The 20,458-nt window shown below is 45.1% G+C and carries 16 protein-coding genes and 4 tRNA genes; 10 read left to right on the top strand and 10 right to left on the bottom strand.

Going from position 1 to position 20,458, the window contains the following annotated elements:
• Positions 1 to 368: 368 nt before the first annotated feature.
• The 5 genes from ppx to B4240_RS04810 all read left to right on the top strand — a co-directional run bounded on the left by ppx (position 369) and on the right by B4240_RS04810 (position 6,375).
• Positions 369 to 1,895: an exopolyphosphatase gene (gene ppx / locus B4240_RS04790; RefSeq protein WP_296237098.1), complete on the top strand. Its 1,527-nt coding sequence runs from the start codon at positions 369 to 371 to the stop codon at positions 1,893 to 1,895.
• A gap of 200 nt (positions 1,896 to 2,095) precedes the next feature.
• Positions 2,096 to 2,899, top strand: a complete 804-nt coding sequence (locus B4240_RS04795; RefSeq protein ID WP_296237099.1) for an acetyl-CoA carboxylase carboxyltransferase subunit alpha — start codon at positions 2,096 to 2,098, stop codon at positions 2,897 to 2,899.
• 166 nt (positions 2,900 to 3,065) lie between these two features.
• Positions 3,066 to 4,646 (top strand): tRNA lysidine(34) synthetase TilS, encoded by a 1,581-nt coding sequence (gene tilS, locus B4240_RS04800; protein ID WP_296237100.1) that lies wholly within the window; start codon positions 3,066 to 3,068, stop codon positions 4,644 to 4,646.
• Positions 4,647 to 4,813: 167 nt separating this feature from the next.
• Positions 4,814 to 5,647: a pyrroline-5-carboxylate reductase gene (gene proC / locus B4240_RS04805; protein WP_296237101.1), complete on the top strand. Its 834-nt coding sequence runs from the start codon at positions 4,814 to 4,816 to the stop codon at positions 5,645 to 5,647.
• Positions 5,648 to 5,805: 158 nt separating this feature from the next.
• Complete coding sequence (locus B4240_RS04810) at positions 5,806 to 6,375, top strand: YggT family protein (protein ID WP_296237102.1); 570 nt, start codon at positions 5,806 to 5,808, stop codon at positions 6,373 to 6,375.
• A gap of 76 nt (positions 6,376 to 6,451) precedes the next feature.
• On the opposite strand, the gene B4240_RS04815 is transcribed toward B4240_RS04810, so the two are convergent.
• The gene (locus B4240_RS04815; RefSeq protein ID WP_296237103.1) at positions 6,452 to 7,252 is read right to left on the bottom strand and encodes a hydroxymethylpyrimidine/phosphomethylpyrimidine kinase; all 801 of its coding nucleotides are present in this window, start codon (positions 7,250 to 7,252) and stop codon (positions 6,452 to 6,454) included.
• 337 nt (positions 7,253 to 7,589) lie between these two features.
• Here B4240_RS04815 and B4240_RS04820 point away from each other — a divergent pair.
• The 3 genes from B4240_RS04820 (at position 7,590) to B4240_RS04830 (ending at position 8,841) form a co-directional block, all read left to right on the top strand.
• Positions 7,590 to 7,679 (top strand) — tRNA-Ser (locus B4240_RS04820).
• A gap of 184 nt (positions 7,680 to 7,863) precedes the next feature.
• Positions 7,864 to 7,940, top strand: a tRNA-Arg gene (locus B4240_RS04825).
• 247 nt (positions 7,941 to 8,187) lie between these two features.
• Complete coding sequence (locus tag B4240_RS04830) at positions 8,188 to 8,841, top strand: RDD family protein (protein WP_296237104.1); 654 nt, start codon at positions 8,188 to 8,190, stop codon at positions 8,839 to 8,841.
• A gap of 132 nt (positions 8,842 to 8,973) precedes the next feature.
• Here B4240_RS04830 and panD read toward each other — a convergent pair whose 3' ends face one another.
• From panD to B4240_RS04875, 9 genes are all read right to left on the bottom strand, one after another.
• Positions 8,974 to 9,354 carry an aspartate 1-decarboxylase gene (gene panD / locus B4240_RS04835; protein ID WP_105244643.1) on the bottom strand — a complete coding sequence of 127 codons (381 nt, stop codon included), beginning with the start codon at positions 9,352 to 9,354 and terminating at the stop codon, positions 8,974 to 8,976.
• A gap of 173 nt (positions 9,355 to 9,527) precedes the next feature.
• A complete protein-coding gene (gene pth, locus B4240_RS04840; protein ID WP_296237105.1) occupies positions 9,528 to 10,109 on the bottom strand; it encodes an aminoacyl-tRNA hydrolase in 582 nt (193 codons plus the stop codon).
• Positions 10,110 to 10,328: 219 nt separating this feature from the next.
• Positions 10,329 to 11,021 carry a 50S ribosomal protein L25/general stress protein Ctc gene (locus tag B4240_RS04845; RefSeq protein ID WP_296237106.1) on the bottom strand — a complete coding sequence of 231 codons (693 nt, stop codon included), beginning with the start codon at positions 11,019 to 11,021 and terminating at the stop codon, positions 10,329 to 10,331.
• Between the two features lie 303 nt (positions 11,022 to 11,324).
• Positions 11,325 to 12,272: a ribose-phosphate pyrophosphokinase gene (locus B4240_RS04850; RefSeq protein ID WP_296237107.1), complete on the bottom strand. Its 948-nt coding sequence runs from the start codon at positions 12,270 to 12,272 to the stop codon at positions 11,325 to 11,327.
• Between the two features lie 110 nt (positions 12,273 to 12,382).
• Positions 12,383 to 12,458 (bottom strand) — tRNA-Gln (locus B4240_RS04855).
• A 246-nt stretch (positions 12,459 to 12,704) separates the two neighbouring features.
• Positions 12,705 to 12,780: transfer RNA gene (locus tag B4240_RS04860), tRNA-Gln, on the bottom strand.
• A gap of 147 nt (positions 12,781 to 12,927) precedes the next feature.
• Complete coding sequence (gene ispE, locus B4240_RS04865) at positions 12,928 to 13,878, bottom strand: 4-(cytidine 5'-diphospho)-2-C-methyl-D-erythritol kinase (RefSeq protein ID WP_296237108.1); 951 nt, start codon at positions 13,876 to 13,878, stop codon at positions 12,928 to 12,930.
• A gap of 67 nt (positions 13,879 to 13,945) precedes the next feature.
• Positions 13,946 to 14,581 carry a lipoprotein insertase outer membrane protein LolB gene (gene lolB, locus B4240_RS04870; RefSeq protein ID WP_296237109.1) on the bottom strand — a complete coding sequence of 212 codons (636 nt, stop codon included), beginning with the start codon at positions 14,579 to 14,581 and terminating at the stop codon, positions 13,946 to 13,948.
• Positions 14,582 to 14,767: 186 nt separating this feature from the next.
• Positions 14,768 to 16,729, bottom strand: a complete 1,962-nt coding sequence (locus tag B4240_RS04875; RefSeq protein WP_296237110.1) for a tetratricopeptide repeat protein — start codon at positions 16,727 to 16,729, stop codon at positions 14,768 to 14,770.
• Positions 16,730 to 17,282: 553 nt separating this feature from the next.
• Here B4240_RS04875 and hemA point away from each other — a divergent pair.
• Together hemA and B4240_RS04885 are read left to right on the top strand one after the other, a co-directional pair.
• Positions 17,283 to 18,665: a glutamyl-tRNA reductase gene (hemA, locus tag B4240_RS04880; protein WP_296237111.1), complete on the top strand. Its 1,383-nt coding sequence runs from the start codon at positions 17,283 to 17,285 to the stop codon at positions 18,663 to 18,665.
• Positions 18,666 to 19,238: 573 nt separating this feature from the next.
• Entirely contained in the window at positions 19,239 to 20,375 is a 1,137-nt protein-coding gene (locus tag B4240_RS04885; RefSeq protein ID WP_296237112.1) for an aminotransferase class V-fold PLP-dependent enzyme, read from the top strand.
• The last annotated feature ends 83 nt before the right edge of the window (positions 20,376 to 20,458 follow it).

The raw sequence follows: 20,458 nt of genomic DNA on the forward strand, positions 1-20,458 counted from the left end.
TTCTGCGCTGAAATGTTAAAATATATTATCTATCTATGACATCCTATCGTATTTTTAATGTAGCAAACCCATTCTATTAACACAAGCATTAGACGCTGACTTTAAGGTTCTTGTTTAATCACTGTTTAGCCAGTATTTAATTGAGATTTTTCAAATATGTAGCTGCTTTTGAGAGCTATGTTTAGCGATGGTAGCCGCTTACTTGCCAGCGTTTGGCATAAATGCTTTAATGGCAAAATTTGCTATAATTCTTTTGTAGTTAATATTTGCACTTATTCAGATCCTTATTTTTTAACTCACTCTGTTCTTTATTTTAAAAGCCTTTGTACTTTTAAATCTTTTTATCCAATACGGTAATGACCTCGCTTATGCCCAAAGACTACCTAAAAAACCCACCGCTCGCCGAAGATGAAATGATGGCAGCCATTGATATTGGTTCCAACAGTTTTCACCTAGCCATCGCTCGTCTCGACCATGGCGAAGTGCGAAAAGTGGTGTCTATGTCTGAAAAGGTGCAGCTTGCTGCAGGACTCGATGAGAATAATATCTTGGGGGCGGCGGCTGAAAAGCGCGGTCTAGAGTGTTTAAGCCGCTTTGCTGCACGCTTAGATTCGGTGCCGCCTGAGCGTATCCGCGTGGTTGCAACCAACGCCTTACGCCAAGCCAAAAACGCCAATGATTTTATCAATCGTGCCAATAAAATTTTACCAAAACCGATTGAAATCATCGCAGGACGAGAAGAAGCGCGCTTGATTTACTTGGGCGTGTCGCACACCAATGCCAGTAGTGATAAGCGACTGGTCATCGACATCGGTGGCGGCTCGACAGAGTTTATCATTGGAAAAGAGTTTGACCCGTTATTGACCGAAAGTTTACAGATGGGCTGCGTTGCCTTTACGCAAAAGTATTTTGCCGATGGACTGATTACCAAAGAAGCCTTTAATAATGCCATCTCAGCGGCACGCAAAGAAGTGCTGGCGATTAACGGGCGTTACCAAAAAACTGGCTGGAGTAGTGTTGTAGGCTCAAGCGGGACGATTAAAGCGGTGCGAAATGTTTTGGTTTCAAAAGGCTGGGCGGATGAGCAAGAGCGCATTACCTACAAAGGCGTCAAAAAGTTAGAAAAATTATTGCTTAAAATTGGCAATGTGGACGATATTGATTTAGAAGGCGTAAAAGAACACCGTAAAGCCGTCTTCCCAGCGGGCGTTGCGGTACTGCGAGCGGTCATGAAAGTGTTGGGCATTGAGACCATGGTTTACTCAGATGGCGCGCTGCGCGAAGGCGTCATGTATGACATGCTTGGACGCTTTGCGAGCGAGGATGTGCGTGACCGCAGTGTCTTAGCATTAATCAAACGCTACTCTGGCGATAAAAAACAAGCCAAACAAGTGGTCAAGACCAGCCGCAGCTTATTTGAGCAAGTTCAAGAAAAGCTGGGGCTCAGCAGTGAAGATGGCGATTTACTCCGCCGGGCAGCATCCTTACACGAAATAGGCTTGGCGATTGCGCACAGTGGTTACCATAAGCACAGTGCTTATTTGGTCGAATACTCAGATATTCCGGGGTTCTCGCAGGTTGATCAAAAGCGTATGGCGCAGTTGATGCTCAATCATCGACGTAAGCTTAAAGCCGATATGTTAGAGCAGACTTGTACTATCGGTGGCGATGCGCTCGTTTATCTGTGCTTGCTGCTGCGTTTGGCCGTACTGGCGCACCACAGCCGAAGCGAGCACGAATTACCAAAACTGGCGCTAAAAGTGATCGATAATAACCGCTGGCAAATTACGCTTGGTGAAAGTAGCGAGCACTATGCTTTTTTAGTGTCAGATTTGCATACTGAGACCGAGCAGTTCGCCAAATGGGGCGTGAAGCTAAGCGTGGTGGAGGTGTAAACGCCGAGTCGTTACTATTGTAATAATGGCGCTACAGTTTGACGTAACAAAAGCTGTGTGGTCGGTAATGCCATGCCATTTAAGATGTGCTACTATAGCTTCTATTGAGTTTACAACTGTACTTTCATTATCCAATAGTTGATAAAACGTCCATTATTAAACATCACCACTTTATATAAAATTATGAAAGGGAAGCGCCTATGAATACCGTCTGGGATAGCGTTCAGCTCGCACGGCATGCCAAACGTCCATTATTTATGGACTATGTTAATCAGCTGTTTACCGAATTTGATGAGTTGCATGGCGACCGTGCTTATGCAGACGACAAGGCCATTCTTGGCGGACTTGCGCGCCTTGATGGTATGCCTGTGATGGTGATTGGTCAGCACCGTGGACGCAGTACGCGCGAGCGTATCGCCCATAATTTTGGCATGGCAAACCCTGAAGGCTACCGTAAAGTGATTCGTTTGGTCAAAATGGCAGAGCGCTTTAATATTCCAGTTATGACCTTTGTCGATACCCAAGGTGCTTATCCTGGGGTCGGTGCAGAAGAGCGCGGTCAGGCGCAGGCTATCGCCGAAAGTATTGCGGTATTTTCAAGTTTAAAGGTCCCCGTTATTGTGACCATTATCGGTGAAGGCGGCTCAGGCGGCGCACTGGCGATTGGTGTTGGTGACAAAGTAAATATGCTACAAAACAGTATTTATTCGGTTATCTCTCCTGAAGGCTGCGCATCTATTTTGTGGAAAACTGCCGAAAAAGCCCAAGACGCCAGTGAAGCATTAAAATTAAATGCCATTAACCTCCATCAAATGGGTCTAATTGATGCGGTCATTGACGAAGGCGAGGGCGCCCATGTCCAGCCGCAGCCTGTAATGACGGCGCTAAAAGCCTTAATCCTAGAGCAATTGGATGAGCTTCAAGGTATGGATGTTAATGCGCGCTGTGAGCTGCGTTATGAGAAGCTAAAATCTTTTAACTCAGATGTGATGTTGCCTTGCTAGCCTTTTATATAGCTCGCTTGTTTAAACTTCGCTTTTAACACCATATATTTATACTTAATGCTAAAATAAAAACGTGTCGTTTTATGGCGCGTTTTTTTTATGTCGATTTTTTTATACATTTATTGATTTATACATAAATATAGCCACCCAATAAATAAGCATGCTTATGATTAGTAGCGCAATCCTTCCCTATCCTATTGAGCCCATTGCAGAATTGCCCGTCGATACTGGGTTGGCAGAGGCGTTATTAAGCAGTCTGGCTGAATATAGAGAACCACTACACGGCCGGCGCGTCTGGTTGGCCTGTAGTGGTGGGCGTGATTCGTTGGCACTCGCTGCATTGTGCGTACAGCTCTATCAGCAAGGTAAACTGCCGTTTTTACCGCAATTACTGCATGTTAACCACAACCTACAAACAGACAGTGGCGCTTGGGCGCAGCATGTGGCTGACTGGGCAAAGGTGCAAAATATATCTTGTCAGATTTTACAGGCGCAAGTAAATGGTCAGGATGAGCAAGCGGCACGGCAAGCTCGCTATGATGTGATGCGCGCGCAGCTTAATCAAGACGATGTTTTATTGTTAGCACATCATGCCGACGACCAAGCAGAAACCGTGCTGATGCGCCTGATTCAAGGCGCTGGCGTGAGCGGCCTATCAGGTATGCAGCCTTGGCGTATCCAAACACAGGGCAAACACCGTATAGCGTTATGGCGACCGTGGCTGACGGTCAAACGCGATAATATCAGTACCTATGCTCAGCGTTTAAAGCTGCCTTATATCGATGACCCAACCAACGATGCGGGCGATAATGTACGCAGTAGCTTACGGCAAGATATTATGCCGATATTGGCAACCTATAATCCAAACGTTATTGATAATATCGCCCGTAGTGCGCAGTTATTAAGCGATGCGCAATTGATAATTCATGCCCAAGCAGATGAGGATTTACAGCAGACCGAGGTTGCAGCCTTACAATTACCGCCTGCCCAGCGCGTGCTAAATATAGATAAATTACAACAGTTACCTCTATATCGTCAGCGGCAATTATTGCACCATTGGCTCGGACAAGATGAGCCGTTACCGCCTGCTAAACAGCTCGTAGATGATGCACTAAACCTAAGCCAACGTGATGATAATGACCATCAAACGGCGCTGTTTTGGCAGGGCCGCAAAGCGTCTTATACCATTCGCCGGTATCGTCAGCAGCTTTACCGTCTCAGCAGTGACTGGCTTAAATGGCTAGCATTGCCACTTACTAAGCAGGCACAGACTTTATCCAGTCATACTGCTGCTGACAGTAAGCCTATTTCAATTACCTTACGCAGTGATAATAAATTTATTTGGCAATTACAAATTATGCCAAACGAAGTAATGAAACTATTAGAAAGCTATAAAGTAGGTAGCGATAAAAATAAGGTTAAGATTACCTTTACGCCGTTAGAGCGCAATCAGCGTGTGCAAACCGCACTGGCAATGCGACCGCAGTCGGGTAAAAAGCTCTATCAAACCTTGGGCATTCCGTCATGGATGCGTGAGAATTTGCTGGTAATTAGCGTGGTTTTTATGAATAAAGGAAATAGTGAAAGCGAGCTTTTAGAAAGTGAGCGCCAGGTAGAATTGCCTATTTTATTATTATCTCCTTTTACAAGTTGGTTATTGGAAGCTGAACAGTCGAGTATTCATGGCGATGTAAAACCACTTGCCGAACTTATCAAAGGCCATTTAAGTATTTATACAACCTTCTAAACGATGATATGCGGTGTCCGTTTTAAGAGTTATTTAAACGGCAAACGCTTGACTAAGCATTTGAATTTATTAAACGGTGCCAGTAGCAGTATGGTAAACTGAGTGTCATTTTACCTATCATTATGTTAGTTTGAGTGCCTTTGCATTTTTTTGAATAGGAGACACGTATGTCAGTATTAGATAATAAGAAAATCAGCTTTATCGGCGGCGGCAATATGGCACAGGCGTTGATTAGTGGTCTTGTTGGCTGCGGCATCAAACCAAGCCTGATTACCGTTGCTGACCCTAGCAGCGACGCGCGCGAGCAATTGGCTGCTAAAGGGTTGAATACGGTTGATCCAACGGCTGACGCAAAAGCTGCGGTTATCGATGCTGACATCGTGGTATTGGCGGTCAAGCCGCAAGTCATGAAAGCAGTGGTCAGCGGTTTTGCTGATGCTTTAGATAAGCAGCTGGTGATTTCAGTGGCAGCAGGGCTATCGACTGAGCTTTTAGCAAATATGCTCGGCGGCTATGGCAATATCGTCCGTGCCATGCCAAATACACCAGCGATGATTCAAATGGGCGCGACCGGACTATACGGCACCGACGCTATTTCTGCGGAACAAAAGCAGCTAGCAACGGCGGTAATGGAAGCATCAGGTTTGGTGATGTGGGTCGATAATGAAGAGCATATGCACGCAGTAACGGCCGTATCAGGCTCAGCGCCGGCTTATATGTTTTACTTTATCGAAGCGATGGTCGATGGAGGAGTGGCGCTAGGATTGGATAAAGAGCAAGCATCGGCGCTAGCAATGCAAACCATGCTGGGGGCGGCAAAGATGGCGTTGGAAAGTGAGGATGCGCCGAGCGAGCTGCGTCGTAAAGTTACTTCGCCAAACGGTACCACCCAAGCGGCTATTGAGTCGATGCAAGCCAATGACATCGGTCGTCAAATCGTTGAGGCCATGCAAGCCTGCGCCGATCGTAGTCAAGCGCTGAGTGAAGAGATGAGTAAATAATTGGCCGCTACGTGTTCATCATTATTTATAAATAGGGTATGGCATGCAGTATGAGATGCCCTATCTATAATGATAAAAATTCAAACTAATAAAAAACGCCTGATAATGACATTCGTCATCCTAAAACCTGTTAATAATGTCACATTGAGTAGCACTTCATGAACAACATGTTATTGCAAATTTTTGATTTGGTCACCACTTTCGCTATGATGTTGGTGTTTATCCGTTTTATGCTGCAGTTTGCGGGGATGGATGCCAGCAATCCTATGATTGCCCCTGCTTATAAAGCCACCCATATCGTCGATGTGTTCGGGCGTATTTTCCCAACCGTCGGGCACGGTCGTATCAGTGTCGCGGCCATTGTGCTGATGTTATTAATTCGCCTGATTGATATCTCTGGCAAGGCAGCGTTGACGCATAAAGGCATTGCTCCTGTACCACTATTTTTTACGGGTACGATTAGCTTGATATTAGACTTTTTACGCATGTGCCGCTATCTGGTTATTGGCTCTATTATTGTAAGCTGGATTGTGGTGTTTACCCAGTCTCAGCATCCGATTATTGGCATTATTATTATGCTAGCGGAGCCGATCTTAGCGCCATTTCGCCGTATCACGCCAAACTTAGGGATGATTGACTTATCGCCAATGATTGCCTTTTTTGCCTTTTATTTACTTGAAATCTTTATTGGTGGTTTGGCATCAAACTTTATACCAATGTTGGGCTAAAGCGTTTAAGACAATTCTCATTACAAAAAGGCGCTCTATATATTACAGAGCGCCTTTTTTATTGTTTGTTCATAGACTATTTTGAGAAGTCGATAAAGCGATTCGGTATTAACTGGGCGTTAGTATCGTCAGGGTGCGGCGCATCAGCGGCGCGCAGTGTTTGGGTAATCCAGCTATCCGCTGCTTTTACCGCATCAATAAGTGCGTCGCCCATCGCCAAGCGTCCAGCAATAAAGCTGGCGAGCGAGCAGCCAGAACCATGAAATTCGCCTGCTAAGCGCGGCAACGTACTTTTATGCACCATTTCCCCTTTGATATACAAATACTGCTCGATATCGCCGCTCTCAAAATCGTGTGAGGTCTTTACCAATACCGCATGACAGCCTTGGGCGCATAATTTCTGCGCGCCGATATGCAAGTCTTGCTCACCGCTTAGCGCACGCAGCTCATGAGTGTTTGGCGTGATTAAGGTTGCATAGGCAAGCAGCTCTCTAAACGCTGCAACCAACGTCTGCTCATCACCCAAGCTGCCACCGCTATTGGCAACCAATACGGGGTCGAGGACAAAAGGCGTCCCAGCAGCAATAACCTGCTCGGCAAACAACTGCGTCAGCATGGCGATGTTGTCCGTGGTGCCAAGCATCCCTGACTTAATCACGCTCACAGGCAAATCATCGAGCACGGTGGTTGCCTGATCCTTTACCAAGTTTGCTGCACAGGCTGCAAAGCCAAATACTTGCTGCGAGTTTTGGATGGTAATCGCCGTACAAGCGACGGCAGCATGAGCGCCTGCTTGGCCGATGGCTTCGATATCGGCTTGCAGTCCAGCACCGCCTGAGGGATCCAATCCGGAAAAACACAATACCACGGGTCGCATAACACATCCTTTTATTTGTTCTAAAATGAATAACAAATACTATAGCCATCCACTGCCAAAAAAGCCATAGACATTGCCTCCTTGGCGATTGAGAATGAAGCATTAAAATAAGCTTAATTTTTACGGCTAAAAGCGGTGATTTTTATACATAATAGATGAGAAAGTCATTTAAATCGATAATTATGCCAAAAGCTGCGTTAAATCTATAGACAAGGCTTGCAATTCGTTTCGGCTTTGTTATAATACTCGCCCACGGCATAAGACGTATCATTAGCATTGATACTGTATTTAACAGAGTGTTTATTATAAATATTCTAATAAGTGTCTTAAATCGTTCGGTGAAGTGGGTGAGTGGCTGAAACCAGTTCCCTGCTAAGGAACCATACGTGTAAGCGTATCGAGGGTTCGAATCCCTCCTTCACCGCCATTTATTTCGTTGTTAGTAGAGTAATAACGCAAAAATTGGCGCTCACTGTTTTTTAGGAATTGATTCGAAAATAATTTGAATTTTTATTAAAAAATGAGTTGACACCAGCGAAATTATCTATATAATAACCAACCTAATTTGCTGCAATTGTTTTTAACAACGCAGCAGATAATGTGCAAAGTACGCGCTTGTAGCTCAGTTGGATAGAGCACTTGGCTACGAACTAAGGGGTCGGGAGTTCGAATCTCTCCAAGCGCACCATTTGCATACTGGCTTATTTGTTACTTTAACCATTAAGCTAAAACTAAATTAATCGCCTGTCTTATGACAATTGGGCGATTTTTTTATGTCTGTCGTTTTTATAGCAGTATAATCTTGCCTTTCTATTTTTTCCTAAATTTAAATCTCCTGCCTTTGTATCAAAAGTCCTATCTTATCATAAGGTACGCTAAGCGCTTGAATTACGGTACAATGAGCGCTCTATTTTTCGCTTGTTATGGGCTGTCTTATGTCAAAATCATCGCCAAAAGCTGCTGCTAAAGCAAAATCGTCACGTAAAACCTCAGCGCATCAAGCCTCCGTTGCCCAAGAAGCGATGATTGCCAAACCCGGCACGCGCATGGCGGCTATTCTTTATGACGGTATGCTGATTTTGGCTTTACTGTTTTTGGTCGGTACGGTGCTGACCGTCGTTGGCACACTAATGACTATGGAGACGGGCACGCAATCACAAGAAGCCAGATCGCTGCCATCGTGGTATCAAAACTTTATTATGACGCCGTCGTTTATCCTGACGCTGGTGGGCTTCTATGGGCTGTTTTGGCGCCGCGGTGGGCAGACACTAGGCATGCAAACGTGGCGCTTAAAAACGGTCAATAATAGTGGCCATCTGCTCACGTGGGGGCAGTCGTTTAAACGTATTTTGGCAGCAAGCCTGATGCCACTGATATTTGGCCTTATTGGTAGTGTCATCGGCGGCTCGCGGGCCATCTTATTGACCAGTGCTTTTTTGGGCTTGGTGTTTAATTATGCCTTTTGCCTGTTTAATCGCCGCGGTTTGGCGGTGCAAGATATGCTATCAAATACCATCACCTTAAAAATGCCGAAAACTGAAAATGAAGGGCTGTGGCGGGTGATTAGAAACCGTAAAAAAGGTGAATAAAAAGGCAAATAATAGATAGGTAGTTGTATTCTTGATTTATACATTTAAAAATCAAGGGATTAAACGGCTTTCACAGCATAAAAAAAGCTGAATCTTATATAGATTCAGCTTTTTTATTAACCATACAACCAACTAGGCTACTTGAACGGGGATGATATTGGCCGTGTCTTTCACGGTGTTGTCTTCGTTGCAGTAAACCAGTTTTGGCTGATGGGTTGCCGCTTCCGCTTCGTCAAAATGCGCATAAGCACAGATGATGACGATATCGCCTAGGTCAGCCATATGCGCGGCGGCACCGTTTAATGAGATAATACCAGAGCCAGCTTCAGCGCGAATCGCATAGGTACGAAAGCGTTTGCCATTGGTGACGTTATAAATATCGATAGATTCGTTTTCACGCAGACCAGCAAGGTCTAATAAGTCACCGTCGATACCGCATGAACCTTCGTAGTGTAGCTCAGCATGGGTAACGCGGGCGCGATGTAATTTGCACTTGAGCATATTAAGTAGCATAGGTTGCTTCCTTAGTGTAACTGATATAAATGAACCAAATCAAAAGCTTATTGGGGACAGGGTAGGTAGAATAAAAGTTATTTGCCTAAATGTCACGGCCAAATTTATGCGCTTACCGTTTAATTGACTTAAAACTGTCCAACTATCGGCAATTTATTAAAAATAACGCGCGCTTATTCCGGTAATTTAAAACCATTAATCTGTGAGCGCGCTTTTTCAATATCTCCATCTAACAGTAGCGGCAACGCATCAAATGCGGCGCTTAAAGCGCTATCAATGGCAACTTGCTCATCGGGCGCTGCTTTCGAGAGTACATGACCGCTGACTTTAGATTTATGACCCGGATGACCGATGCCGATACGCAGACGATGAAAGTCATTGCCAATATGCGGGGTGATATCACGCAGGCCATTATGACCACCGTGACCGCCATCCGTTTTAAGCTTGATGCTACCCGTTGGAATATCGAGCTCGTCATGGGCAATCAGCAACTCATCATTGTTAATGCCATAAAAATTGACCATTGGCACCACCGACTGACCAGATTTATTCATAAAGGTTAATGGCATCAATAGACGCACATCGTGACCATAAATTTGCCCGCGTCCTGTTACCCCGTGGAATTTTTTGTCGGGGGCGAGAGCAATATTAAACTGCTGCGCCAAATGATGGACGAACCAAAATCCTGCATTATGACGCGTAAACATGTACTGCTGACCAGGATTACCAAGACCGACAATCAGCTTTATGGCCATAAAAACACCCTGCTTAAATGTAATAAATAATGATAAGGCTTAAAAAGTAGGATGAACGGATCGCATTTATCCTACTTTTTAAATCTTCTTTTTAAACCTACTTTTTAAACTTTACTTACAAAAACAGCAGGAGACATTCATCACCTGCTATTTTTTTGACCAAACGAACCTTTTTACATAGCAGCTATAAGGCCACTATATAAAGATAAAGGGTGTTTATTATTCGCCGTCTTTGTCTTCTTTAGCTTCGCCGCCAGCGTTTTGCTCAGTAGCAGGTACTTCGTCAGCATCAACTTCATCAGCGTCTTCGTCAACTTCTTCAACCGTTGGTGGCTGCATGTTAACGATAGTACGGTCGTGCGCATCTTCCATATCAAGATCAAAGAGGATAACGCCTTCAGGAAGTTTGATGTCTGATAGACGGAATAGGTCGCCGATTTCCATGCCTGATACGTCAACTTCTAGGTATTCAGGTAATTGTGATGGTAGGCAAACGATTTCGACATCAGAAACTAGCGTAGATAAGATACCGCCAGCTTTTGTACCTGGTGCTTCTTCACGACCAGCGAAATGCAGAGGAACGTTCATGTTGATCTTCTGACCTTTCACAATGCGCTGGAAATCAGCATGCATTGGGAAACCTTTAGCAGGATGGCGCTGTAGGTCTTTGATAACCACTTGATGCTCATCGCCTTTATCGGTGGTGATAGTCAAGATTTGTGAGAAAAAGGCTTCATATTCAAGCGACTTTACTAGCTCGTTGATTTTGATAGAAATAGGGGTTGGTTCTTCGTTACCACCATAGATGATAGCAGGAACTAGGTTCTGCTTACGTAGGCGGCGGCTCGCACCTTTACCTTGTTGTTCAGCAGAGCGGTCAACTGCGTTGATTGCAAAATGATCAATAGCCATGGATATAATCCTATAGAGAGTATGTGAAGTATCTACCAGCACCAATAGACTTGCGACCAGTCTATCACTGGATAATCAATACTTTAGAAAGTATCAATCATGTCGCTAAGTATGAAAATACCTAAAATAATAGGGATTAGCGAATGAGGAATACAGGCGCGCATTATACGTGATTCTTTAATAATAATAAAGACCTACGTAAAATGGCTAGCGGCAGTCTTATATAAAAAAAGCGCCAAGTCATAAAACTTGGCGCTTTTTAGTATGATATTTTTTGGTAACATTTGTTAATAGTAAGAAACCTTACGCATCAAACATGGCGCTGATAGATTCTTCGTTATTGATACGGCGTAGGCTTTCAGCAAGCATTGGTGCGATACTCACTTGACGAATTTTGCTACAGGCTTTAGCAGCGTCAGATAATGGAATGCTATCGGTAACCACAATCTCATCTAACTCTGACTCGCTGATATTTTTTAGCGCGTTACCCGATAGGACAGGGTGGGTAATGTAAGCCAATACGCGGCGCGCGCCATTTTGTTTTAGCGCTGCAGCGGCTTTGCATAAGGTACCCGCGGTATCAACCATGTCATCAACAATCACGCAATCACGGTCACGAACATCACCAATGATATGCATCACTTGTGACTCATTGGCGCGGGCGCGGCGTTTATCAATAATTGCCATATCAGTGTCGCCCAATTGCTTAGCCATGGCGCGCGCACGCACCACCCCGCCAACGTCAGGTGATACCACCATGATATTGTCGTAATCTTGCTTTTGTAAGTCTTTCAAAAGAACAGGGGTGCCGTAGATGTTGTCTACAGGGATATCGAAGAAACCCTGAATCTGATCTGAGTGCAAATCAACGGTCATCACGCGATCGATACTGACGATGTTTAGCATGTCAGCGACGACTTTAGCAGAGATAGGCACACGCGCTGAACGCGGACGACGGTCTTGACGGGCATAACCAAAATACGGCATAACCGCGGTGATACGGCCAGCACTAGAGCGACGCAAAGCGTCAGCCATCATCATGATTTCCATCAAATTGTCGTTGGTCGGTGCACAAGTAGGCTGCATAATAAACACGTCTTTACCACGAACGTGTTCTTTGATTTCCACGGCAATTTCGCCATCAGAAAAACGCGTGATGTCAGCTTTACCAAGAGGTATATGGAGATGGTCGGCTACGGTTTTTGCTAATTCTGGGTGGGCATTACCCGTAAAAATCGCCAAATAAGGCATGACAGAAGTCCTATTGATTGACTCAAGCAGCGACCGCTAAGCAGTGTCAAACTGCTCAAATTCAGAAAAGAGTATTGAAAACTATTGATGACTACTATTACAGTAAAAAATGGCAGGGGTAGCTGGACTCGAACCAACGGATGTCAGGATCAAAACCTGATGCCTTACCAACTTGGCTATACCCCTGTAATGTCTAGGTTGTGAACGTCGATGTCTAAGCATAACTTTAGTAACCGTCACTCTTAGAGTTGCGTCACGACCTTTGCGCTATCTTATAAACGCATAAACCGCCGCCTACAACATAACTTTTCCCTAACGGTGTTCATTGCGAACTATACCGAAACTGGGATAACGTTGTCAATGTCCATAAAATAAGCGTTTATTTAAAAACTGCTTATAATAAATACCTATCAAACGCTTTACGCTTAAAAATGGCAGGGGTAGCTGGACTCGAACCAACGGATGTCAGGATCAAAACCTGATGCCTTACCAACTTGGCTATACCCCTATTGAGGCGACCTATTATAAATAAATATTTAGATTTTGCAAGTCATTTGCGCTTTTTTCTGGCTTTTATCCAAAACTAAATGAATGAGCGTGAGCTGAACGATTGCGATTATAGTAAATAGAGTTCTTTTATTAAGGAACGCCTATTTTACAAATTACCAACCACATAGCCTGCGCAAGGCGCCTGCGTAACCCATTTTGCCAGCAGCGCCTTATCAGTGGTAACACTCGCATCCAACGGCAAAAACACCGCGCTACCAGAGCCAGTCATTCTTGCTGTGCCGAGTGCTTGTGACTCTAACCCTTGTAAGTATCGTAACGCTGCATCGACAGCAGGGGCAAGGCTTGTCACCACGGGTGTAAACACATTTTGATAAGGCGTATTTAAATGTTGTACATACTTACTGCACTGATTTGCAATAGTGTCAATCGATAGCGGGGCGATATCTCGCTGCAGTTTTGGATGGGCGAACAGCTTAGCGGTGTTCACGTGCGCATCAGGCGTCAAAATCAGATACTGCTGCTCGGGTAAAGCAATCGCAGTCAGCTCCTCGCCAATACCCATCGCAACGGCATCTTGCCCGAAGATAAAAATTGGCACGTCTGCGCCCACTTGAGCGCCGATTTTAATCAGCTCATTTTGCGTAAAGTTAAGCTGCCAACTCTCATTTAGCGTTAATAATGTCGCCGCCGCATTTGATGAGCCGCCGCCCAAGCCTGCGCCCATCGGTAGGTGTTTGTCTAAGCTGATCTGTATTTTTGCTAGCTGCTTAGGTAGTTTGTTTGCTTGGGTGGCAAATTTTAATAACGCACTAGCGGCTTTAAAAATAAGATTGTCATTGATACTGCTGGTTATTGTATCTGCGCCAGTTAATGTGAGAAGCTGGCTACAAAGGCGATTAACGTCTAACGTATTATCTAAAAGCGTTGTTTTATCTGCGACTGAAAAATGTAGATAATCGCCCCAGTCGAGCAGGCGAAAGACGGTTTGCAGATTATGATAGCCATCAGCGCGCTTACCGGTAATATGCAAAAATAAATTAATCTTTGCTGGCGATAAGCGCGTGATAACCGAGGTTGCCGCGGTGCGTTCAGTCATAAATAGGTATCTTTATGAGTTATTTGTAAAGGTGGTCGCAAAAGTAACAATAAATTTAATAATGCTATTATTTTTGATGATCAATCGTCATGACCACTTTATTACCTTGCGACTGAACAGCGCTGATTTTGTTTGGCAGTTTATCATTGCCTTTATAACTGAAGCTGGCACGCCACTCACCATTGACTGAGCTGATTAAACGGTTTTGCGCATCCAGTTTTGGCGCGCTGTCCGAAGGTGCTGGGCGGCCAGAAATCCAGTAGGGCATTTGTGAGATTGGCGCTTGCCAACCGGTGGCTTTTTTTAGCAAGGTTTCAGGATCAGCAGCGGTTAACGTACCGGTTTTTTCGCTCACCAAAGTTGCCGTTTGGCCATCGTATTCGATATTGGTTTTGCCAATACCTAGGGCGCCAATCAATTCGATAGCAAAGCGATCGTTTTGCTGACCCCATGCATAAAACGCACTACCGCCTTGGGTCCCTGAGTTGGCACTGCCAGGGGTGGTGACACCGATTTTGCCCGTAATGTTAAAGCTCTCAAGCTTTTTGGGTTGTGCCGTATTTTGCCCTTGTACGGTGCCGATAGGTTGGTTGGTGGCGTTGGCGGTTTTTAATGACTGACAACCAGAGGTAACAACCATTGCGGCTGTCATCGCCGCAAGTAGCGACAGTTTATTAAGCGGGCTTTTTTTACATACTGACATGATATATCCTCAAAAATAGGCAACTTTTTAAAAGTAAGAGTTTTAAAAGTAGTGGTTTTAAAAGTAACAGTTTTAACAGGCAGATAGCTTAAACATAATTTGTTACGCGCTGATACCTAGCTGTTCATTTCTTATGGCTGGCTTGTATTTTTTATAGCAAGCGTTTTTTATTGTCTAGGGCGGGTATCAATAAAGCTGTATGCGGTCGCTGACATTGCGCTGCCCGAAGGAAAACCGCTGTTGTAATTCAGCAAGTAACGCCTCAACTTTTTCATTATCGCCCAAACCTTGATAAGCGCGAAGTAGTAGCGTGCCTGAACGCAGGGTCGGAAAGACATCATAAGGCGTTTGTAGATAGTCGATGACTTGTTGGTAGTTTTGCGCCGCTAAGGCATTAGCGGCAAGCACGTTCAATGCTTGCAAATGTAGCTCATTATCGTAGCGCGGGTCATCATAACGAATCTCGATGATAGACTTCGCCAGCGCCAAGCCCTGCTCAGAGCTGCGTTCATTGGCGAGCAATAACTGCGCGTAACTGAGCTGATAAGAAAGGTTGGTCGGGTCAAGCGCCTGCAGATGATTGAGAAGCGTACGCTTAACGACGTAATCGTCTTTGTCATCAAGAAGCTGCGCGCGCGCAAATAGTAACATCTCATTATTAGGATATTTACGGCTGGCGCGCGTTAATAAGCGTAACGCTGCATCAGGTTCATTTTGCTGCCATAAAATATCTGCTTGCATGACAAAGCTATCAGGCGCGAAGATGCTAAAGTCTTTACGCAGCTTTTCTAACGTGGCCATAGCGGCATCGACATCGTCATTAAGCAGCTCAATCGAAACCACTTTTCGCCGCGCCTCTAAAACCAAGTCCTCTTGCATCACGCCATTGAGATAGTATTTTGCTTGCTCAAAGCGCTGTTGCCGCTCGGCGCTGATACCAAGGTAGTAATAGGCTTGATCAAGGTAGGCAGGGTTTTTGGCCAATATATTAAGTAGCTGATCGGCACTGGCGTACTCTTCAACGTCTAAGCTCACAAGTGCCGCTAGTAGGGTAATTTCATCATCATCGGCAAAGCGCTCATGTGTATCAAGCAGCAGCTGCCAAGCCTGCTCGCTTTGTTTTAAGTCGAGTAAGTAGCGAATTTCATACAAGTATAAACTCTTGCTATCAGGATTACGTAGGCGCGCTTGCCCAATATAATTAAGGACGGCTGCTGCTGGTTTGGTTTTGCGCAATATGTCGGCTTTTAGCGTAATAAAAGGCACGTAATCAGGCTGGCGCGCGAGCGCGCGATCGATATGGACAATCGCAATTTCAGGCTCATTAAACTGATACAGTAACCCCGCTTTTAATACCGACAGTGACGCGTTTTGCTCGCTATCGATAGGTTGCAAGGCGGCGAGTAGTTCGCGCTTGTCTTCATCGGTACTAGGATAAATGCCGATCAGAATTTCACTAAGATCAGCGCGCGGGTCGTAGCTTAAGATACGATTTAAGGTTGCGCCTGCCAGCTCATAATCGTGCGCTCGCAGTGCCAAATGCGCCACATAAAACCAGGCAGGCACGTGGTCGGGGTTTTGCTCTTGCCAAGTTTTGGCAAACTGTAATGAGTCTGCAACGCTCTCATTGCGCAGAGATAAGCTAAGCGCCCTTTCAAACACCGGCGTCGCATCTTGTTTAAAGGACTGCTGCTTATAAATGGTTAGCGCGCGCTCGGCATCACCACGATCCGCTGCAAACTCAGCATCTAACAGCGCGTATAAACTTGGCTCGTTAAGCGCCGGTTGCCAAACGCTTGCGGGCGCTAAGCTGTCTATATTAGTGGCATCAGTAGCATCAGCAACGTGTTCTGTTGTCTGTGGCGGCTGGGTTAAAGATTGCTGCATAGATGGTTGTTGAATAGACGATGGCTGAGGCAGCGTTTTATTAGAAGTTTTATCAACGTTATCGATAACGCTTGCTTGCGCCGATGTTGTTTTAGACGAATTGGACAAGTCAGCGGTTAATGTGGGACTGGTAAATCTTGCATGGGCAGGCAATCCTAAACATAAGCAAACGGCCAACGATAAGGTTAACTTATAACGCTGGCATAGGCGCTCAATAATGGTATGTAATAAAGCGCGGAGGCGAGATTGATCATTATACATAGGTTGCAATCTAAAGGATGACCCAAAAAAATCATAGCTAGCAATGTTTGTCCGTTAAATCGGTTGCAGCATCAGGCACAGCATGGTAGGGGAGTTTTATTGTCATTATTTCTAAGGACAGCGTTTTTTAAAGAAAGACAGCTACTTTTAAAAACCGCTAAGAGAAATACCCATCATTAGCATTATAAGAGCAGGTCAAGGTAATAAACAATAGTGTCCGTGTTACTCAACCCTCTGTATTTATTTTAAAAGTTGCTACAGCAGTTGATTTGTCATCGCTGTGCCCAGATACAGACAAATACCACCGCGTAGAGGCGAGTGTTAAATAAAGCTGGCAATAATGATATAATAAGCGCTTTTTAGGCTTTTACGTTGAGCCTGTTCATTTCATGAGTGGTTATTTAAAGCGCGCTGTCTTAAAACATTTTTTCAAAGTGCGTTTATCAAGCGCTGTTTGAAAAACTATTTTTAGTACTGCTGATAAAAAACGGTGTGTTAAAAGCGCTAAGAGCTTTGGCTGGCAGGTGAACGTTATATTTATGGTCTATCAATAATGAGATTAGTGGTCATTGGGGTCAATCACAAAACCGCACCAGTCGCTCTGCGAGAGCGCTTGGCGCTTGTCGGTGACGATATGAATATCGCCCTTAAACAGCTAGAAGGCTTTACTGATGGTAGCGTGATCGTGTCTACCTGTAATCGTACCGAGATTTATGCGCTCGTCCCGCAAGTGTCCTCGCCGTCAGAATCTGGTGCATCCTTATCAAAGCCGCAAACTGTTGGTACCAGCAATGGCGCAATCAGCGCTCAGCCTTCTTCAGCGGCAATCAGCGCTCACATCTTAAAAATCAAAGCATGGCTGGCTGATTTTAAGCAGTTACCTTTAACGGAAATTGACCCTTATCTTTATGTGCACCGCGATACCCATGCGCTGACGCACTGGCTACGCGTCGCTGCTGGCCTTGACTCGATGATACTGGGCGAGCCGCAGATACTTGGTCAAATCAAGCGCGCTGTGCATTTGGCGCAAGACCAAAAAGCGCTCAGCAATCAGCTTGGCTGGATTGTCGATCAGGTATTTGCTGCTGCTAAACGCGTGCGTAACGAAACCAAAGTTGGCGCTCAAGCGGTATCGCTGAGCTATGCTGCTGCCAAATTGGTGACGCAAATATTTGACGATTTGCCCAGTCGCACGCTATTGGTCGTCGCAGCAGGCGAGATGAATCGCTTGGTAGCCACCCATATCGCGGGGCTTGGTGTCGGGCGGGTAATTATTTGTAACCGTAATCCTGAGCGCGCCGAAGCCTTGGCCGCGGAATTGCGTCGCCCCGATCGTATGGTAGAGGTCAAATCGCTGCAAGAGCTGCCGCACGTGTTGGCAGAAGCTGATATTGTCAGTAGTTGTAGCGGCAGTATGGATATATTGATTGATAAAACCATGACCCTGCGCGCGCTTAAAAGTCGTCGCTATCAGCCGATGCTGATGATTGACTTGGCCGTACCGCGCGATATCGACTCGACCATTAGCCGTATTGATGACGTGTATTTGTATTCTGTTGATGACTTACAACATGTGATTGCTGGTAATATCGAGCAGCGCCGGCAAGCCGCGGTCGATGCTGAGCTACTCGTCAGCCAATTGGTCGTTGAGATGGATCGGCGCTTTCAGGTGCGCCAAGTGGGCAAAGAGATTCAGCAATATCGCGCACGCACGCATGATCAAGTGGACAAGCTGCTGCATGAATCCATTGCTCAGCTGCAACAAGATAACGCCAGCCCTGAAGCCATCATCACTGAGCTGTCGCGGCGTTTGACTCAAACGCTAACCCATGCGCCATCAAAGCTGATGCGTAAAGCGGCACGCGAAGGTGACAATGAATTGCTAGATTTTGTGGTGTCAGGATTGCAAGACGCTCATCGTAGCCGTCGCCAGTAGTCATTTCTCCTTTAACTGTCTATTGTTTTTCTTATCATCTATTTATCTTTAAACTGCTTCTCTTAAAACTGTTTCCCTTAAAAGACTGCCATTTAGCTAAGCACATAACTTACGCAAACCTAGCGTTGTCAACCCGCATTATCAGTGCTAATATCGAGTTGTTATGAGTATATTAAGCGACGATAATTTTTCGTTATATGGCAGCGGTCATTTTTTTATTAATATCTAATTGATTGGGTTTAGCGGTTTTTTTAACGCTTAAATTCATTCATTGTCTCTTAATATCTTCTCATCTCGTTAGTTGTCAGCGTCTATTATTCACAAGCTATCACCTAGTCATAATAATGGCGCGCCTATCGTATGCAATACTGTTTTAAAATAAAAAAAGCGCACAAGACATACTCGTCAACGGCAATAGCGCTAGGATAAAGTGCTATATCGTCAACCCTGCGTCATACTCTCGACTATTACTCGATATGAGTGCCAATACATACTATCTATCGTAGTATTTGGCCAGTTATAACCAAAATTTGCAAATACCTCTATTTTCTAACAATAAACTAGGAGCGTCCTATGACTGCATTACGTCAAGATATTGATCCAAACGGCTTATTAGAATACTCAGTGGTCTATACTGACCGCGCCCTAAACCATATGTCAAAAGTCTTTCAGCAAGTTATGAATGACCTATCTAGCAACCTAAAATCCGTTTATAACGCGGACGCTGTGGTGATTGTACCGGGTTCGGGTACCTATGGTATGGAAGCGGTAGCGCGTCAATTGGTCAATAATGAAGACTGCTTGATTATCCGTAATGGCTGGTTTAGCTATCGCTGGACGCAAATTTTAGAAAAAGGCAATATCGCCAAGTCCTCGACGGTACTGACGGCCAATCGTGCCGATAGCGGCGATGCGCCAAAACCATTTGCGCCAGTTGCTATTGATGAAGCGGTTGCTAAAATTAAAGAAGCAAAACCCGCCATTGTTTTTGCCCCGCACGTTGAAACCTCATCGGGTATTATTTTATCAGAAGACTATATCAAAGCGTTAAGCGACGCAGTGCATAGCGTTGGCGGTTTGTTGGTCATCGACTGTATCGCCTCAGGGTGCGTCTGGCTTGATATGAAAGATTTAGGCATTGATGTGCTGATTAGCGCCCCGCAAAAAGGCTGGAGCAGCACGCCGGGCGCAGGGCTCGTTATGCTGAGCGACGCTGCTATCGAAAAAGTAGAGAGCACTGAGTCTGATAGCTTTAGCCTAGATTTAAAACAGTGGTTAAACATCATGCGCGCCTATGAAAATGGCGGTCACGCTTACCATGCGACGATGCCAACTGATAGCTTACGCCAGTTCCGCGATGCGATTAATGAGGCTAAAGAAGTCGGCTTTGATAAGCTATGTGAGGCGCAGTGGGAGCTTGGCAAGCGTATTCGTAAAGTGTTGGCGGATAAAGGCATTGAAAGCGTGGCGGCAGAAGGCTTTGAGGCGCCGGGCGTTGTCGTTGCCTATACCGACCGCGATGATATGCATAAAGGTAGCGCCTTTGCTGAAGCAGGCATGCAAATCGCTGCGGGAGTGCCGCTAAACGTGGGCGAGCCCGATAACTTTAAAACCTTCCGTTTAGGGTTGTTTGGTTTGGATAAATTGACCGACGTCGATGGCGCAGTAGGGCGTTTTGAAAAAGCGCTTACTGAAGTGTTGGCTAAATAACATTTTTAACTTATAAGATATTTTTGGCATAAAAAAAATACTGAGCCTATTTTTAATGGGTTCAGTATTTTTTTACCTATTTA

Origin of the sequence: Psychrobacter sp. UBA5136 (assembly GCF_002414005.1) — a bacterium.
GTDB lineage: Bacteria > Pseudomonadota > Gammaproteobacteria > Pseudomonadales > Moraxellaceae > Psychrobacter.

What these genes read in the sequence shown, in the direction of transcription:
- B4240_RS04845 (WP_296237106.1), bottom strand. Translation starts at nt 11,021, where the DNA reads ATGGCTATTGATCATTTTGCAATCAACGCAGTTGACCGCTCTGCTGAA.
- pth (WP_296237105.1), bottom strand. Translation starts at nt 10,109, where the DNA reads ATGGCCATAAAGCTGATTGTCGGTCTTGGTAATCCTGGTCAGCAGTAC.
- B4240_RS04830 (WP_296237104.1), top strand. Translation starts at nt 8,188, where the DNA reads ATGTCAAAATCATCGCCAAAAGCTGCTGCTAAAGCAAAATCGTCACGT.
- B4240_RS04795 (WP_296237099.1), top strand. Translation starts at nt 2,096, where the DNA reads ATGAATACCGTCTGGGATAGCGTTCAGCTCGCACGGCATGCCAAACGT.
- B4240_RS04810 (WP_296237102.1), top strand. Translation starts at nt 5,806, where the DNA reads ATGAACAACATGTTATTGCAAATTTTTGATTTGGTCACCACTTTCGCT.
- ispE (WP_296237108.1), bottom strand. Translation starts at nt 13,878, where the DNA reads ATGACTGAACGCACCGCGGCAACCTCGGTTATCACGCGCTTATCGCCA.
- B4240_RS04875 (WP_296237110.1), bottom strand. Translation starts at nt 16,729, where the DNA reads ATGTATAATGATCAATCTCGCCTCCGCGCTTTATTACATACCATTATT.
- lolB (WP_296237109.1), bottom strand. Translation starts at nt 14,581, where the DNA reads ATGTCAGTATGTAAAAAAAGCCCGCTTAATAAACTGTCGCTACTTGCG.
- B4240_RS04885 (WP_296237112.1), top strand. Translation starts at nt 19,239, where the DNA reads ATGACTGCATTACGTCAAGATATTGATCCAAACGGCTTATTAGAATAC.
- tilS (WP_296237100.1), top strand. Translation starts at nt 3,066, where the DNA reads ATGATTAGTAGCGCAATCCTTCCCTATCCTATTGAGCCCATTGCAGAA.
- panD (WP_105244643.1), bottom strand. Translation starts at nt 9,354, where the DNA reads ATGCTACTTAATATGCTCAAGTGCAAATTACATCGCGCCCGCGTTACC.
- B4240_RS04850 (WP_296237107.1), bottom strand. Translation starts at nt 12,272, where the DNA reads ATGCCTTATTTGGCGATTTTTACGGGTAATGCCCACCCAGAATTAGCA.
- hemA (WP_296237111.1), top strand. Translation starts at nt 17,283, where the DNA reads ATGAGATTAGTGGTCATTGGGGTCAATCACAAAACCGCACCAGTCGCT.
- proC (WP_296237101.1), top strand. Translation starts at nt 4,814, where the DNA reads ATGTCAGTATTAGATAATAAGAAAATCAGCTTTATCGGCGGCGGCAAT.
- ppx (WP_296237098.1), top strand. Translation starts at nt 369, where the DNA reads ATGCCCAAAGACTACCTAAAAAACCCACCGCTCGCCGAAGATGAAATG.
- B4240_RS04815 (WP_296237103.1), bottom strand. Translation starts at nt 7,252, where the DNA reads ATGCGACCCGTGGTATTGTGTTTTTCCGGATTGGATCCCTCAGGCGGT.